This window comes from Streptomyces sp. NRRL F-4489 (assembly GCF_001509485.1).
Classification (GTDB): Bacteria; Actinomycetota; Actinomycetes; order Streptomycetales; family Streptomycetaceae; genus Streptomyces.
The window spans coordinates 1-13,444 of the sequence record NZ_LLZI01000124.1 but is presented as its reverse complement, the minus strand read 5'-3'; the positions used below and the strand labels follow the sequence as shown (position 1 = coordinate 13,444).

Below are 13,444 nucleotides of genomic sequence, written 5' to 3'. Positions count from 1 at the left end.
TGAGGGCGCAGGAGGCCATCGTGAGCGAGCACATCATTTCATCCGGGCAGTTCCCCACCATGGGTAAGTCCATGGCCCTGGCGAGCACCTACGTCCAGCCCCAGGGCGGTACGCCCGTGAAGAAGAACGGCAACGCCAAAGGCGGCAGCCCCTACCCCGAGCCCGCCACCGGCATCCGCAGCCGCAAACTCGACCGCACCGGACCGGGCCCCATCAAGGCCGACCGGCACGTCTCCAACGTCCCCGTCGCAGGCGCAACCGGCCGCGCAGTCACCCACATTCCCACCAAGTTCTGCTTCGACACCAGCGGGAGGTGACCGTGCTCCCCCTCCTCCTGGCCGCCGCCCGCACCGCCCTGCCCACCCTGGGCCGGGCCACCGCCACCGAATCAACGGGCGCCGCAGCCCGCCTCCTCAGCGCCGCCCAGTTCGGAACAGCCCTCGCCCACAGCCAAACCGACCCCCCGAACCCGCCGACGGAATCCAACCCCGTCTACACACGCTAGGAGCCGCCATGGCCCTCGGAGACTTCAGCTCCGGCGTCCTTAACGGCGCCCAGTTCGGCAAGGTCGGCCGCGAGCTGTCCAACATGGCCACCGGCACCCAGCCCATGGAACGCACCTCCATGGCAGCCAACATCATCGGCGGCCTCGCAGGAGCCGACACCCAGTACCGCTCCGGCGTCCTGGCACGCATCAACGAAATCCAGAACGAGGCACGCACCCGCGGCATCACCCCGGACCAGGTCGTCAAGAGCCGCCAGAGCCAGCAGACCGGCATGGACACCGTCACCCGCTACGCCGGGTCCAACCCCGTCCGCAACAGCCAGGTGCGCGCGACGTGAGCGACCTGTACTACTCCGCCCCCTACCAACTCCCCGGCGCAGGCAGCGCAGTTGTGGGCGGTGGAGGCAGCACCCACCTCACCGGCGCCCAGACCATCTCCCAGGCACGAAGGAACCTCTCCGCACCCCGCCTGGGACAGGCCGAATACCCCGACGGCTATCTCGGCACCGTCACCTCACGCCGCGCCGACCGGCTGGCCAACTCCGGCGCACGGACCGCACAACGCAACAACAACCGGCCCACCACCAGGGGCATCCACAAAGGCACCCGACTCAGCGCCGCCGACTACCAGTGGCCCGCCGACTTCCACCCCATGACCGGGATCGAACACCAACTCCGCGGACGCCGATGGACCGCCACCGGCAACCCCGAAGGCACACCCCTGCGCAACCCCACCAAGACACCCGGCACCGAAGACCAACCCCGCACCGACCTGCGATCCCTGCTCCCGGCCTGGAGGTAGCCCGTGGAATACGCCCCCCGCCCCTGGTCGACCAGCCGTGAGCAGCAGGTCGACGACACCCTCGCCGCGCTGACCCGACCCGTCGCACAGGGCACCTGGAACCCACCGAAGCCTGTGTACGGCACCCACGGCAAGCGCTGGTTCGCACCCACACTGGCCGACGCCCTCAACGTCGACTCCGTGTATCCGCCACCGCAAAGGGAGCACAGCCATGCCGGATAAGCCACGCCAGCCCATGAGCATGTTCGACCGCAGACGAAGCGGCCGGGGCGACAACGTCAAGGTCACCATCGACGAGCGCCTCCTGGCCCAGTCACGCCTGGCGAACGTTTTCAACGACCGCTCACTCCTGGGATCCACCAAGCGCCTGACCGCCCCCGTGCCCCGCAGGAAGATCGAGAGCTGATGGCATACATCCCCCGAGCCCCCCTCACCACCGAACTTGGCTACGGCGCCTGCGACGGCACGATCCGCAAGGCCGCCCCCAACCGAGGCGGCTACGTCGAGCGCCTCACCAACGAGTCCCGATCCGACACTCTCGAACCGCGCACGTTCGGATCCCTCGGCCTGGACGAGGATGCCGCAGCCGCCCGCACCTGCCGCTACCCGCAGAGATCCCACCAGTACGCGTAAGACCCCAAGGAGCCCCATGGGCACACGATGGATACCCGGCGCCGAGCGGATTGGCAGCGGCCGAATCGGTGGTGCCATGGACACCCCCAGCCTCCCGCCCCGCGTCGTCTGGCACACCACAGAATCCGGCGCAGGCAGCGCAGCGTTCGACGACGTCGCCGCCTACCTCTCCAACATCAACGCCGAACCCCACATCCTGTACGACCCCACCACCGACCGCATCGGACAGTACGGGCCGCTGGATGAAAGCGCCCGCGCTCTGAAGAACGACGACTCCAGCCGCACCAACCGCACCGGATCCGTCTGCATTCAGATCGAGGTACTGGCCCGCGCCAGCAATCCCTTCACCAACTACTGGCGCCCAGGGCCCAATTGGCGCGCCCTGATGGCCGCCATCCGTTCCTGGGACGTCCCCGACACCTGGCCCATGGGCCCTCCCGCCGCAACGGCAGCTGCCGCCCACAACCGCAACCGATCAACCTGGCTCAACCGCGGCGGCCATTACGGGCACTGCCACGTCCCAGGCAACGACCACTGGGATCCGGGCGCGATCAACACAGCAGCGCTCTTCGACGCAGCTGGGGGAGGAGGCCACGGCAAGCCGACCAACCGCACATGGATCGTCCGAGCCGGTCAGACAATGGCGGCCATCGCGGTCGCGGCAGGCGTCTCCCTCGCCAGCCTCATCGGCGCCAACCCGCAGGTGAAGAACCCCAGCCACATCCTGCCCGGCCAGGAACTGCACCTGCCCCAAGGGGCGCGGCCCAGCCAGCCGGACAACCCCAAGCCGCCGCCCACCCACGACAACACCGGGCTCGGCACCTACCAGGTCACCATCAACGGACTCGCCTACGGACCAGGCGCCTACGGCACCCACATCACCACGCTCGGGCAGGCCCTCGTACGCCGTGGTCTGGGCAGCTACTACGCCGTGGGCCCCGGCCCCCGCTGGACCACAGCAGACACCCGCGCCTACGCCGCCTATCAGCGGTCACTCGGATACCGAGGAGCCTCTGCCGACGGCATCCCCGGCCCCGCCACCCTGCGCGCGCTGATCGGCACCACCAGCGCCAGCACCTACCCGGGACGCTCCGCCGTCCGCTACGGCACGAAGGGCCCCCAAGTCCTCCAGGTCGACCAGGCCCTCATCCGGCACGGATACGGCCATTACCTCACCTACGGGCCCTCAAGCTATTACGGAAAGACAACCCGAGCCGGGGTCAAGGCATTCCAAGAAAACCAAGGATGGCGCGGCACCGACGCAGACGGAAACGTCGGCCCCGTCACCTGGAGGAGGCTCATGCGATGATCGAATACATCAAGAACAACCCCATCCTCACCCGCACCGTCGTAGTAGGACTGCTCACCGCTCTCGTGCATTTCGTCCCGGCCCTTGCAGGCGTCGAGGCCAACGAGGCAGTGATCGGAGGACTCAACACCCTCCTCGTCCTCATCGTCGGACTCGAATCCCGAACGAAGGTGACCGCAAAGCAGCACGTCCTCGTAGACGCGCGCAACGAGAACTGAAAACAGGGGCCCCGACTAACTCCTAGTCGGGGCGCCTCCATACTCTCGAAAGGTCTCGGGCGGAAACTCGCGGGAGAGCCGAGACGGCCCCTATCCCCAACGTTGGGTACCGAAATGACTCGCAAGCTCGCCCTAGCGATTGTCCCCGCCATCACCGCCACAGCAATCGCACTGTCAACCGGCACTGCGACCGCGGCTTCGACCAAGACCTACACCGTCCGGCCCGGCGACACCCTCAGCCAGATCGCGCAGCAACAGCTGGGCTCATCAACGAAGTGGCAGGCCCTCTACAACGCTAACCGGGAATCGATTGGCCGCGACCCCGACGTCATCGTCCCCGGCCAGCAGCTCCGCCTCAACGCCCCCAGCGTCCACCAGCGCCCCCCGACGCCGACCACCTCGATCATCCGGTGGGACAAGCTCGCCCAGTGCGAGTCAAGCGGCAACTGGCACATCAACACCGGCAACGGCTACTACGGCGGTCTTCAGTTCTCCCTGGCCACCTGGCGCGCCTACGGCGGCTCCGGCATGCCGCACCAACAGACCCGGGCCGAGCAGATCCGCATTGCAGAGAACGTCCTGCGCGGGCAGGGCCCTGGCGCTTGGCCCCAGTGTTCTTACGCCGCCGGATTGCGGTGACGAAGCTCTCGGCCTACCCGCGCGCCTCCTCCTGCACGCACGCACCGCCCGCTGAAGAGCTTTGATCGCGGGATGCAGCATGTCCTCCGGCATGTACAGCACGCGTCCGTCTGCGAGTTCAGTGCCATCCAACCGATAGAGAAGGTCATCCCAGTCGATCGGCGCCTCTTGGTACCAGCCATCAGCGATCTCGTAGGCTGCCTCGATGATTTCCTCAATGATTTCCGCGGCGGACTGCGGCGTGAATTCTTGTGGCATGAAGAGGACGGTAAGGGCGAAGAGTTGGGATGTCGACCCGGACCTTATCGCCATTGAAATGACGCTTAATTAAGGAGTGAAAGGGATTAACGCCGACGGGGAACGCGGACGTACGGTGGCAGGCGTAATCTGACGCCGACCAGAGGGCTCCCCGTGGCTGAAGAAAAGGTACGACTCCTGCTGTGCATGGAGTGCAAGACGATTGAAGAACTCCCCGATTACCAGGGGAACTCTCGTGAGGATTTCCTCCTGGAAAACCTCACGGCACGGCACGTGTACCCGGACGGTAATCGCCACGTCGGCCAGCTTATGTCCATCTCTAAAAAGCACTGGCAGAACCCGCACTACAAGGACGAGGTCGTCAAGAAAATCACCAAGCATATTGGCGGCGAAGCCTCCGAAGGACTTGGTGTTGACTTCTACACCACCAAGAACACCTTCCAGGAAGACGCCATGGTCTGCTGGAAGAAGCACAACCGGACCCTCGATTGCGGAGACTTCCGCAGCAAGAGGGTCATGCTCACCCCCGGCACCAACGCCGACCGCAAGGCGGCCGGACTCCCCAAGTACCGCAGCGCCAAGGACCGCTACCTCTGCGACTTCTGCCCCGTGATGAACCGGGTACGCGCCGACCTCTGCGCCAAAACCACTCCCAAGGAATAGTCATGCAGCAGCCCACACTCGGACGGATCGTCCACTACCGCTCCCACGGCACCCCCGACGGCCAGCACCCGCCCCACTGCCGCGCCGCCATCGTCACCGAAACCAGCCAGCACCAGGACACCGAAGGCCCCGTCCGCATCAGCCTCGCCGTCCTCAACCCCAACGGCCTCTACTTCAACAGCGGCTGCCCCCAGGACGAAGAAGCCCAGCTTGGCGGCACATGGCACTGGCCCAAGCACATCGAGGAGCACTGATGTCTACGGCCAAGAAGCCCAGCGCAGGCGAAACCGCAGCCAAGGGCGGCAAGTGGACCGGCGGCAAGACGAAGAAGGGCTACGGCAGCGTCCGCGACCCCAAGACCGGCAAGGTCACCTACGCCCACCGCCTCGCTGCCGAAAAGAAGCTCGGCCGTACGCTGCGCTCGGACGAAACCGTCGACCACATCAACGGCAACTACACCGACAACCGGCCCTCGAATCTCCGTGTGGTCTCCCGCGCCGAAAATACGCGCCTTCGTCACCAGCGTGACAAGAAGAAGTCGAATAACTGACTAGCGAAAAATTAACTGCAAGGCGCATCGAAGCGCCTTGCAGTTAATTCATTGAGTATTGCGCTAATCGCAGGGGTGTAAGGAAATGCCCCCTGCGATTAGCGCGGTGCGCCAGAGTTTCCCGTAAGGGATGCTGGCGTATCTGGGCCGTAACCCGAGCATCTAGAGCCGGGGCTGTTCCAGGGCCTCGACGAGCCACCAGGCCAGCGGCATGTCGTCGGTCGGCGTCCTGCCGTCGTGGGCGGCCAGGTAGCGGACGAGTTCCTCGAAGCGTTCCAGCTCTTCCGGCGGGACGGTGAGGGATGGCTGGTTGATGTTCACGCCTCCTGGCACTCCTTCCGAGCCGCATCGAGCTTCGGCAGGCGCAGGACGGGAATCTCGTGGATGCAAGGGTGACGGCGCTCGGCGCCGTTGGAGCCCTTCTCGTCGGCGTCGGCCTGGGCCTCCAGGGCCTCGTCGACCTCGTTGATGATCAGGTCGTCCAGCTCCAGGTACCAGGTCCCCACGGCCTCGGCGTCGGTGATGCCGTCGCTGCCTACCCACTCCCCGGCAAGCCATTCTCCCGCGCCGAGCAGCTCGCCGACGGGGGCGCCGGAGTCCCTGGCCTCGAAGTCGACAACGTCCTTGGTGCCCGGAAGGATCAGCTGCGAGAACACGTCGTAGGCTCGTCACACCAGAAAGCGCGAACAAAGGGGGACGGCAGTGGCTGTCATCGACCAGGGCATCAGCCGCATCGTGCAGTGGCTCGACATGCTCACCAGCACCGCCAAGGGCAACAGCGCCAAGCGCTACCCGAACTGGGCGCATCACCACATCGGCGAGGTCCTCATCAAGCACGGCCGGGTCTTCCGTCCAGACCGCGCCCTCCCCGTCGACAACACAGGACCCGCCAAGCGCTGCTTCCACAACTCCATGGAAGCCACCTGGGCCCACGACAACCTCACCTACGTCGAGGGATTCGCCAGCGCCTTCTTCCCCACCGAGCACGCCTGGTGCACAGATGCCAACGGCGCCCTGTACGAGGCCACCTGGGAAAAACCCGGCGACGCCTACCTCGGCATCCCCTTCAAATGGGACGTCGTCGCCCAGGTCAACGAAGCCAACGAATTCGTAAGCGGCGGCTTCGTACTCGGCTCGCGCCTCCTACTGAGCTGGCTGGAAAGCGGGTTCGACGAAAGCCTTACCGTAGACGTCGGAGAACCTCTCTCCAGGAACTAGCAGAGGCAGAACGAGCACTAACACTTAGTCTGGGGCCACTCATAGCGTCGCATCTATGAGTGGCCCCAACGTCTTTTACGATCGACTCGCCGAGTCCCTCACAGACATACCCGACCCCGTACACGGCGGAAGCGGCTACTTCTCCGAGCCTTCCGCAGAACTCGACCCCAACCTTTTCGACGGCACCCACCTCAAGCCGTCCATCCGCGACTGGATCCTCGGCACGCTGCGTGAGTTCTTCCTCGCCACCCCGGGATTCGACCAGTGGGCGGAGGTCTGGCTGGCCGGTTCCGGAATCACCTACCAGTGGGCAGCCGACCGAGGAAACGGCGATCTCGACGTACTGATCGGCGTCAACTACGCCCAGTTCACCTACCACAACGACGGCTACGCCGGACTCACAGCTGAAGAGACCGCCAGGTACGTCAACGAGAGCCTGCGCAACGGACTATGGCCCAAGACGGCCCACAGCCAAATCGGGAGTCGGACGTACGAGGTCACCTTTTACTGGAACCCGGCGCGAGGCGTGAAGGACATCACCTCGATCCACCCCTACGCGGCCTACTCCCTCACCCACGACGAGTGGACCGTCACCCCACCCCACCTGCCGAGCGACGTCCGCTCCCTATACCCCACGAGCTACTACGAGGCAGCTACCGAGGACGAACACCAGGCCAAGCAACTCCTGGACTCCTACCGCTTCCACGCCACCAGCCTCAGCACCCTCGCGAAAGGCTCCCCGGCCTGGATGAACCACGCCACCGAACTGCGCAATGTCATCGCCAAGGCGACCAGCCTCTTCGATGCCATCCACCTCGGCCGCCGCGCCGCCTTCAGCCCCCAGGGCAGCGGGTATAGCGATTTCAACAATTTCCGCTGGCAGGCCGCCAAGGAGAACGGCACCGTTCACACACTGCGCCAACTCAAGGAAATCGGCTCCACAGCACAGCAGTCCACCGAAACCGACCTCTATGGCCAGGCCATCGACGACGCCCAGACCGCCCTGATCAAGGCCGCCCTCTGGAGCCAGAAGTGAACATCGCCATCACCATCGACGGCGTCCTGCGCAACACCGACACCGACGGCGCCATCCCCCTCGGCAACGCCCTCTACCAGGCCCTCGCCACCGACCACGCGCTGTACCTCCTCGCCGACGACCGCAACCCGTCCACCACACACAAGTGGCTCACCTTCACCGGCCTCACAGCGCACATGCGACTCGTCGGCCCGCGACGAACATCCAACGCAGCAACGCCAGCCGACGTACGCCTGGAGTGCCTAGGACACCTCACCGGCACCGGCATAAAGCTGGACCTGGTCATCGAGCCCGACCCTGCTGTCAGCGTCGAGCTGCTCGCCCGCGGATACCCCGTAACAACGCTCACCCTGCCGCATTTCGCCAAGCCGGAATGGCGCCCCGACTACCAACAGGGCCTGCGCCCTTGGGCGGAACTCGTCGCGGAGACCGAAACCCAGGCCCAGGCATACGCCACCGATCCGCGTCGCAGCGCCGAGCCCCTCTAGGACATCCGATGGACCTCTACCAAGCGGGCACAGAATTTCCTGTGTACCGGCGACTCCTCATAGCCGAAGGCCACCTCAAGCACTCGCTCAGCTACTGGGCACTGCGCAAGCGCAACAAGTTCACCAAGCCCTTCGATATCAACGCCTACTACAACGACCCGGCCGTCCAAATCCTCATCGACTCCGGCACCTACAGCCTCAACCACAACCCCGCCAGCGCCCCGACAGCCGATGAACTCGCCGACATCGCCGACCACTACTACGACGAGTTCATCCAACCGAACCTCAGCCGCATCGACTTCTTCGTGGAATTCGACGCCGCCCGCCTCGACGCCGACCATCGCATGAAGCGCCTGCCCTGGTTGGAGGAACACAGGGCCAAGGCGGTATTCGTCTGGCACCCCGGCCAAGACCTGGACGAAATCTGCGAGAACTGGCCCAACGTCGCCATCCCCAAGGACGCCATCGACAACAACCTCGCACACCGCCTGGCCCGCATCGTCCGCTCAACGGGCGTACGCCTCTTCGGCCTAGGCATCACTAAGCCCGACCTCCTCCAGACCGCGCCCTTCCACGCCGTCACCAGCACGAGCTGGCTCTCACCCAGCCAATTCGGGGACACCATCTGGTTCTCCGGAGGAGAACTGCGCCGCTACCCCAAGAAGATGAAGGACCGTGCCCGCAAGCGGCACCGCCAGGAGTTCGTCGACGCTGGATACGACATCGACCTTATCGACCAGGACGACCCCACCGAAGTCCTACGCCTATCCATCTACGCCTGGTCCCGTTATATGGAAAAGCTCAACGCCAGCATCAGGGGAGTAACTCCCACGACTCCAAACACTACCGAACCGAACGTGGATTTTGCCTCCAACACAGTTGATACCCAGTCCCTCCAGGAGCGGCACCAGGGAGTAACTACCGTCGCCCCCTGGCACCGACCAGACAACCCCACAATCCGCACCAAGGAGCAGCTCGCCGACGCCGAGGCAACAGTCCTCGAACTTCAACTCGGCCGGGTGTACAAGAGAGCCCGTGCCGAAGAGTCCTACGGCGAAAACGAACTGGACCCTGTCCTCTCCGAGGAAATCGACAGGTGGAGCAAGCTCGCAGCCAGCAAACGTAAGGCCGACGAGGCATCGGTAAGCATCTCCATCAAGGCCACCCAGAAGGGCGCCGCTGAAACCGGACTCATCAGCCGCCTCTTCGGAGCCCAGGAAACACCACACCACGCCCTCCCCGCGACGCCTTCCGAAGCTGCTGAGCAGAACATCGTCGATGCCGACGTAATCGAGGACTGAAAGAATGACTACTAACTACTCGACCACCGGCCAGCACTGGAACGGCGGTCACGAGGCAGATGTGGAAGAGAAGACCTGTCCTCGATGCCGGGGACGCTGGCCAGAAATTGACGCCTGCGTCGAATGCGAGAGAAACGGCACCGTCCTGGTATGAGGAACAGTGGAGAGCCCAGCCCTTGACTCTGGGCTCTCCCACGGCTATCGGCGCTTCCGGTGCTTCCCTTCACCCTCCGATATGTCGGCGAGCCACACCGCCGCGAGCCCGGCCAGCGCCGCGCCGACGAAGGCGAATACCACCCATACGTGAGACATGCTTCCTCCTGTTTTCGGGTATGAAAAAAGGGGCCCCGGCCGGGGCCCCTTAGCTGTTTCTGCTGATTCTTTCGTTCTCGCTTGTCTCTTAGCTCAGCCGCCGCTCTTGAAGGACCTAACTGTTTTTCTGCCCATTCCATAGGCTCGCCTCAGCTCCCGAAACTCGGGGCCGAGGAGGTCGAATGGAAGACCAGGGTGTAGCAGAAGTAGTGTCTGTGCCTTCTGAATCCGAAAGGGTCTCACTCGGAGAAGAACAGTGCTGGGACAGCTTTTGGGCTGTGATCGCCCAAGCAGTCCTAGAACGACAGAGCCGGTGGGAGCAAGACCATCATGAGTCTCAACTCCCACCGCTCAGGGACGCGGCCTAGTCGACTTCGTCAGCAGGATGGCCTGGCGGCGGAGGGGCGAGCCGTTCGTGCTCCTCCGCCCAGAGAGGAACCACGCGGATTCGTGGCTTGCTTCTCGCCTTTTCGCGGTACACCCAGAAGTGCGAAATCACAGTGGACAGAGCCTGCCGCTTTCGCGAGTACGTCATGTGCTCCCATTCCTCGACCAGTCCAAGGAACCGAGCCTGTGCCGGACGCAAGGCGACGACCTTCGCGGAGAAAAGTTTCAGGCGCTCCCGCGCTGCTGAGATCTCGGACTCGATGCGTTGCTTCTCCTTAACGTAGTTGTCCTCGTCGATGATTCCCTTCGTGTAGCCGCGCACCAAGCGAGAGGACTCTTCGTCCAGCTCCTTGAGCTTCTTAGATACCTCTGCTTGTTCGTCGGCTGATCCCTTCAAGGCGAACTGGTCCTTCGCTGCGGCGATCTTCTCGTCGACAGATGCTTCGCCTTGGGATTGCTTGACCAACCAATCGAGCAGTTCCTTCTCGGCACGCGCGACGCCGATTGAACCGCTGCCTGTGCAATCCTTGTAGAGGGCGCCATGGGTGCAGCGGAAGTAGACGGTGTGAGGATTGCGATCTCCGTTGGGTAGCGGCGGGTATTGCTCCATCCTTTCCTTGCCTCGCGAGAAGGCGCCCTCATTCCTCCCGCAGATTGCGGTCTTCCACTGGCCACGCGTTCGGGTGATCTCGAAGAGTCGTAGTCCTGTGCAGCGAGCGAGACCGGAGATGCTGTACTTCGGGTCGTGGTGCGATTTGGGGAGCTGAGGCGAACCGAAACGCTTGGACAGATACGTCAGCCAGAGCAGCTCCCGCTCGTTGGGATCCTCGATGACAGCCTCGTGCGCTCCGGTTACCCAGACGTCGAAGTACTCCGGACGAGAGCTTCGGTAGTAGTTCTTCCTACCTTCTCGGACGACCTTTTTGTCCTGGAGGATCTTTTCCTTCGATCGCCAGCGCACCCAACCGAGACTGAAGCCGCTGTCCAGCCATTTGTACATCTGCGTCGGCGTGATCCGTTCTCCGCTCTCGGTTCGGAACCCGCGTTCCCACAGGTCGTCACAGATGCGCTTCATCGGCTCGTTCTGGAACGTGAAGCGCCGCCACACTCCGGCCAATGCATCCTGCGTGTCCGGGTCCAGCTTCTGAATGCCGTCGCGACAGTTGTCGCACTTGTTACGGCGTTCGCCTGGTTCGTGTGGTGGGCATGTGAAACAGATCTTGTAGCCGAACGTCTTGAAGCCGCTGTGGGGCAGTCCTTTCTTCCGCCGGTACTTGTGTGCGGACTGCCAGTTCTCCCCGATCTGATCGGACTGGAACTGTGCCCATCCGAGCATCTGGGTGATCTGGAGGCGTCCGACGCTCGTCTTGCCGTCGAAATCTTCCGTCGCTGCGCGGACATCCCCGCCTGCGTCGTAGATGCGCTGAATGTTCAGCAGGGATTGGAGCGTGTTGCGGCCGAAGCGGCTCCACTTCCAAAGCAAGACGACCTGGATGATGGCAGCCTCGACGTCCTCGACGAGTTTGTTGATCTGCCGCTCTTCGAACTCTCGCCCGGAGAGGCCGAGGTCCTGAATCGGCTCTGCTACCTGCTCGATGTTCTCGCGTTCAGCGAGGTGATTGATCTCGTCACGCTGGATCTCCGGGCTGATCATGTCCCGGCGCTTCTTCGAGACGCGAATGTACCCGCGTCCCTTTCGGCGCGGCTTTTCCTGCACGTCGACCATTCAGGGCCCCTCGTGTGTGTCGGATGATCCTTTTTCACACACGTGTTGGCTAGGTAGTTAACTTGTGCCACCGACAAACATCGGCGCCATCTTCCGCAGCGCCGCGGCCCTGGGGATGGACGCGGTCCTGCTCTCCCCGGATTGCGCCGACCCCCTCTACCGTCGCTCCGTCAAGGTCTCCATGGGCGCGGTGTTCTCCGTCCCGTACGCCCGGCTGGAGAACTGGCCGCGCGACCTCTCCACGGTCCGCGAGGCCGGCTTCCGGCTCCTCGCCCTGACCCCGGCCGACGGCGCCACCGACCTCGATGCCGCCGCCCCGCACACCCTCGACCGCGTCGCCCTGATGCTCGGCGCCGAAGGCGGCGGCCTCTCCACCGGCGCCCTCCGCGCCGCCGACGAGTGGGTCCGCATCCCCATGGCCCACGGCATCGACTCCCTCAACGTCGGCGCCGCCGCGGCCGTGGCCTTCTACGCGGTCACCACCACACGGCCGTCCTGACGCCGCCGGCGCACCTGTCCCGGCATGACGGGCCCTCGCCGACCGACGTTCCGCGCCATCGATCCACTTGAACGAGTCGTTTAAATTAAGTCGTTGACAACGGGCCGGGAACTCCCGCATCCTCTCCTCATGTCGTCAACTCCCGAACAGCCCACCGACCCGTTCACGCCCCCGCAGCCGGAAGAGGCGCGCGCGCAGCGCGTCTACGCGTCCCTCTTCCGCATCGCCGAGCGGCACGCGGCCACCGACCAGCAGCGCCACCGGCAGGTGAACCCCTCGCTCCTCGGCCCGCACGAAGCCGTCCGCCTCGTATCGCTCCTGCTCAGCGGGACCGCGCAGCTCGACGACGGTGAGCCGGAGGTGGACCACGCCGACATCACCGCCGCGCTCAGCCTCGTCCCGCTGGTGCGCGGTGAGTTGGACGAACTGGAGACCGGGCTCCTCCAAATGGCCCGCGGCCGCGGCATGACCTGGCAGGAGATCGCCTTCGGCCTCGGCCTCGGCACCCCCCAAGCGGCCCGGCAGCGCTACGAACGCCTGGCCAGCCGCGCCACCCCCGACGCGTAAACCCCACAAGCCTCACCCGAAGTGGAAGCCCCGCAAGCCTCACCCGAAGTGGAAGCCCCGCAAGCCTCACCCGACGTGTAAGCACCGCAAGCCACACCCGACGTGGAAGCCCCAGAAGCCACACCCGTCCCGTAGGCCCCCGGAAACAGGAATAGCCCGCCCTTCCGCCCCGGAATATCCCCCGCCCCCACCACGTTGTGGCCCCGCAGGGGGCCCAGCCGCCCCCTAGGGGATCCGTTCCCGCCGCCCCGTAAGGGCCCGCCCCGGGCCCCCGGGCCGTGGCCTACTGGGGTAGCCGAGCGCCCCCGGCCCCCCGCCCCTCACACCCCTCAC

At 64.7% G+C, this 13,444-nt stretch carries 20 protein-coding genes and 2 pseudogenes; 19 read left to right on the top strand and 3 right to left on the bottom strand.

The window, feature by feature from the left end; all coding sequences use genetic code 11:
• Positions 1–20: 20 nt before the first annotated feature.
• The 13 genes and pseudogenes from ADL22_RS12235 to ADL22_RS12185 all read left to right on the top strand — a co-directional run bounded on the left by ADL22_RS12235 (position 21) and on the right by ADL22_RS12185 (position 5,577).
• Positions 21–317: a hypothetical protein gene (locus ADL22_RS12235; protein ID WP_066977082.1), complete on the top strand. Its 297-nt coding sequence runs from the start codon at positions 21–23 to the stop codon at positions 315–317.
• On the top strand, positions 314–505 hold the full coding sequence (locus ADL22_RS12230) for a hypothetical protein (protein ID WP_159048619.1): 192 nt from the start codon (positions 314–316) through the stop codon (positions 503–505). The genes ADL22_RS12235 and ADL22_RS12230 overlap by 4 nt, the downstream gene beginning before the upstream one ends.
• A gap of 8 nt (positions 506–513) precedes the next feature.
• Positions 514–843 carry a hypothetical protein gene (locus ADL22_RS12225; protein WP_066977079.1) on the top strand — a complete coding sequence of 110 codons (330 nt, stop codon included), beginning with the start codon at positions 514–516 and terminating at the stop codon, positions 841–843.
• A complete protein-coding gene (locus ADL22_RS12220; protein WP_066977076.1) occupies positions 840–1,307 on the top strand; it encodes a hypothetical protein in 468 nt (155 codons plus the stop codon). The genes ADL22_RS12225 and ADL22_RS12220 overlap by 4 nt, the downstream gene beginning before the upstream one ends.
• Before the next feature lie 3 nt (positions 1,308–1,310).
• Complete coding sequence (locus ADL22_RS35250; protein ID WP_159048618.1) at positions 1,311–1,529, top strand: hypothetical protein; 219 nt, start codon at positions 1,311–1,313, stop codon at positions 1,527–1,529.
• A complete protein-coding gene (locus ADL22_RS35245) occupies positions 1,519–1,713 on the top strand; it encodes a hypothetical protein (protein ID WP_159048617.1) in 195 nt (64 codons plus the stop codon). The genes ADL22_RS35250 and ADL22_RS35245 overlap by 11 nt, the downstream gene beginning before the upstream one ends.
• A complete protein-coding gene (locus tag ADL22_RS12215; RefSeq protein WP_066977074.1) occupies positions 1,713–1,940 on the top strand; it encodes a hypothetical protein in 228 nt (75 codons plus the stop codon). Before ADL22_RS35245 ends, ADL22_RS12215 begins: the two co-directional genes overlap by 1 nt.
• A gap of 76 nt (positions 1,941–2,016) precedes the next feature.
• Positions 2,017–3,249 (top strand): peptidoglycan-binding protein, encoded by a 1,233-nt coding sequence (locus tag ADL22_RS33805; RefSeq protein ID WP_234430663.1) that lies wholly within the window; start codon positions 2,017–2,019, stop codon positions 3,247–3,249.
• Entirely contained in the window at positions 3,246–3,467 is a 222-nt protein-coding gene (locus ADL22_RS12205; protein WP_066977070.1) for a hypothetical protein, read from the top strand. The genes ADL22_RS33805 and ADL22_RS12205 overlap by 4 nt, the downstream gene beginning before the upstream one ends.
• A 411-nt stretch (positions 3,468–3,878) precedes the next feature.
• Positions 3,879–4,100 (top strand): annotated as a pseudogene (locus ADL22_RS36080) (transglycosylase family protein); the annotation flags it as partial.
• Positions 4,101–4,517: 417 nt separating this feature from the next.
• Positions 4,518–5,027, top strand: coding sequence for a hypothetical protein (locus ADL22_RS12195; protein WP_159048616.1), 510 nt, complete (start codon positions 4,518–4,520; stop codon positions 5,025–5,027).
• Positions 5,028–5,029: 2 nt separating this feature from the next.
• Positions 5,030–5,281, top strand: a complete 252-nt coding sequence (locus ADL22_RS12190; RefSeq protein ID WP_066977065.1) for a hypothetical protein — start codon at positions 5,030–5,032, stop codon at positions 5,279–5,281.
• The gene (locus ADL22_RS12185; protein ID WP_066977062.1) at positions 5,281–5,577 is read left to right on the top strand and encodes an HNH endonuclease signature motif containing protein; all 297 of its coding nucleotides are present in this window, start codon (positions 5,281–5,283) and stop codon (positions 5,575–5,577) included. The genes ADL22_RS12190 and ADL22_RS12185 overlap by 1 nt, the downstream gene beginning before the upstream one ends.
• 162 nt (positions 5,578–5,739) lie before the next feature.
• On the opposite strand, the gene ADL22_RS35240 is transcribed toward ADL22_RS12185, so the two are convergent.
• Positions 5,740–5,898, bottom strand: coding sequence for a hypothetical protein (locus tag ADL22_RS35240; protein ID WP_159048615.1), 159 nt, complete (start codon positions 5,896–5,898; stop codon positions 5,740–5,742).
• Positions 5,895–6,233, bottom strand: a complete 339-nt coding sequence (locus ADL22_RS12180; RefSeq protein ID WP_066977059.1) for a hypothetical protein — start codon at positions 6,231–6,233, stop codon at positions 5,895–5,897. Before ADL22_RS12180 ends, ADL22_RS35240 begins: the two co-directional genes overlap by 4 nt.
• 46 nt (positions 6,234–6,279) lie before the next feature.
• Between ADL22_RS12180 and ADL22_RS12175 the strand changes: the two genes are divergently transcribed.
• From ADL22_RS12175 to ADL22_RS12160, 4 genes are read left to right on the top strand one after another with little or no spacing between them, the layout of a single operon-like run.
• A complete protein-coding gene (locus tag ADL22_RS12175; RefSeq protein WP_066977056.1) occupies positions 6,280–6,795 on the top strand; it encodes a hypothetical protein in 516 nt (171 codons plus the stop codon).
• A gap of 55 nt (positions 6,796–6,850) precedes the next feature.
• A complete protein-coding gene (locus ADL22_RS12170; protein WP_066977053.1) occupies positions 6,851–7,831 on the top strand; it encodes a hypothetical protein in 981 nt (326 codons plus the stop codon).
• Positions 7,828–8,319 (top strand): hypothetical protein, encoded by a 492-nt coding sequence (locus ADL22_RS12165; RefSeq protein WP_066977050.1) that lies wholly within the window; start codon positions 7,828–7,830, stop codon positions 8,317–8,319. The genes ADL22_RS12170 and ADL22_RS12165 overlap by 4 nt, the downstream gene beginning before the upstream one ends.
• Before the next feature lie 8 nt (positions 8,320–8,327).
• Positions 8,328–9,620, top strand: a complete 1,293-nt coding sequence (locus tag ADL22_RS12160) for a hypothetical protein (protein ID WP_066977048.1) — start codon at positions 8,328–8,330, stop codon at positions 9,618–9,620.
• A 676-nt stretch (positions 9,621–10,296) separates the two neighbouring features.
• Here ADL22_RS12160 and ADL22_RS12155 read toward each other — a convergent pair.
• Positions 10,297–12,045, bottom strand: a complete 1,749-nt coding sequence (locus ADL22_RS12155; protein ID WP_066977046.1) for a recombinase family protein — start codon at positions 12,043–12,045, stop codon at positions 10,297–10,299.
• Between the two features lie 73 nt (positions 12,046–12,118).
• On the opposite strand from ADL22_RS12155, the pseudogene ADL22_RS12150 reads away from it, so the two are divergent.
• A pseudogene (locus ADL22_RS12150) lies at positions 12,119–12,544 on the top strand (TrmH family RNA methyltransferase); the annotation flags it as partial.
• A 129-nt stretch (positions 12,545–12,673) separates the two neighbouring features.
• Positions 12,674–13,111, top strand: coding sequence for a DNA-binding protein (locus tag ADL22_RS12145; protein ID WP_066977043.1), 438 nt, complete (start codon positions 12,674–12,676; stop codon positions 13,109–13,111).
• Positions 13,112–13,444 lie beyond the last annotated feature (333 nt).

Coding starts and splice junctions, on each gene's coding strand:
- ADL22_RS12225 (WP_066977079.1), top strand. CDS start 514: ATGGCCCTCGGAGACTTCAGCTCCGGCGTCCTTAACGGCGCCCAGTTC.
- ADL22_RS35245 (WP_159048617.1), top strand. CDS start 1,519: ATGCCGGATAAGCCACGCCAGCCCATGAGCATGTTCGACCGCAGACGA.
- ADL22_RS12215 (WP_066977074.1), top strand. CDS start 1,713: ATGGCATACATCCCCCGAGCCCCCCTCACCACCGAACTTGGCTACGGC.
- ADL22_RS33805 (WP_234430663.1), top strand. CDS start 2,017: ATGGACACCCCCAGCCTCCCGCCCCGCGTCGTCTGGCACACCACAGAA.
- ADL22_RS12205 (WP_066977070.1), top strand. CDS start 3,246: ATGATCGAATACATCAAGAACAACCCCATCCTCACCCGCACCGTCGTA.
- ADL22_RS12190 (WP_066977065.1), top strand. CDS start 5,030: ATGCAGCAGCCCACACTCGGACGGATCGTCCACTACCGCTCCCACGGC.
- ADL22_RS12185 (WP_066977062.1), top strand. CDS start 5,281: ATGTCTACGGCCAAGAAGCCCAGCGCAGGCGAAACCGCAGCCAAGGGC.
- ADL22_RS12170 (WP_066977053.1), top strand. CDS start 6,851: ATGAGTGGCCCCAACGTCTTTTACGATCGACTCGCCGAGTCCCTCACA.
- ADL22_RS12160 (WP_066977048.1), top strand. CDS start 8,328: ATGGACCTCTACCAAGCGGGCACAGAATTTCCTGTGTACCGGCGACTC.
- ADL22_RS12155 (WP_066977046.1), bottom strand. CDS start 12,045: ATGGTCGACGTGCAGGAAAAGCCGCGCCGAAAGGGACGCGGGTACATT.
- ADL22_RS12145 (WP_066977043.1), top strand. CDS start 12,674: ATGTCGTCAACTCCCGAACAGCCCACCGACCCGTTCACGCCCCCGCAG.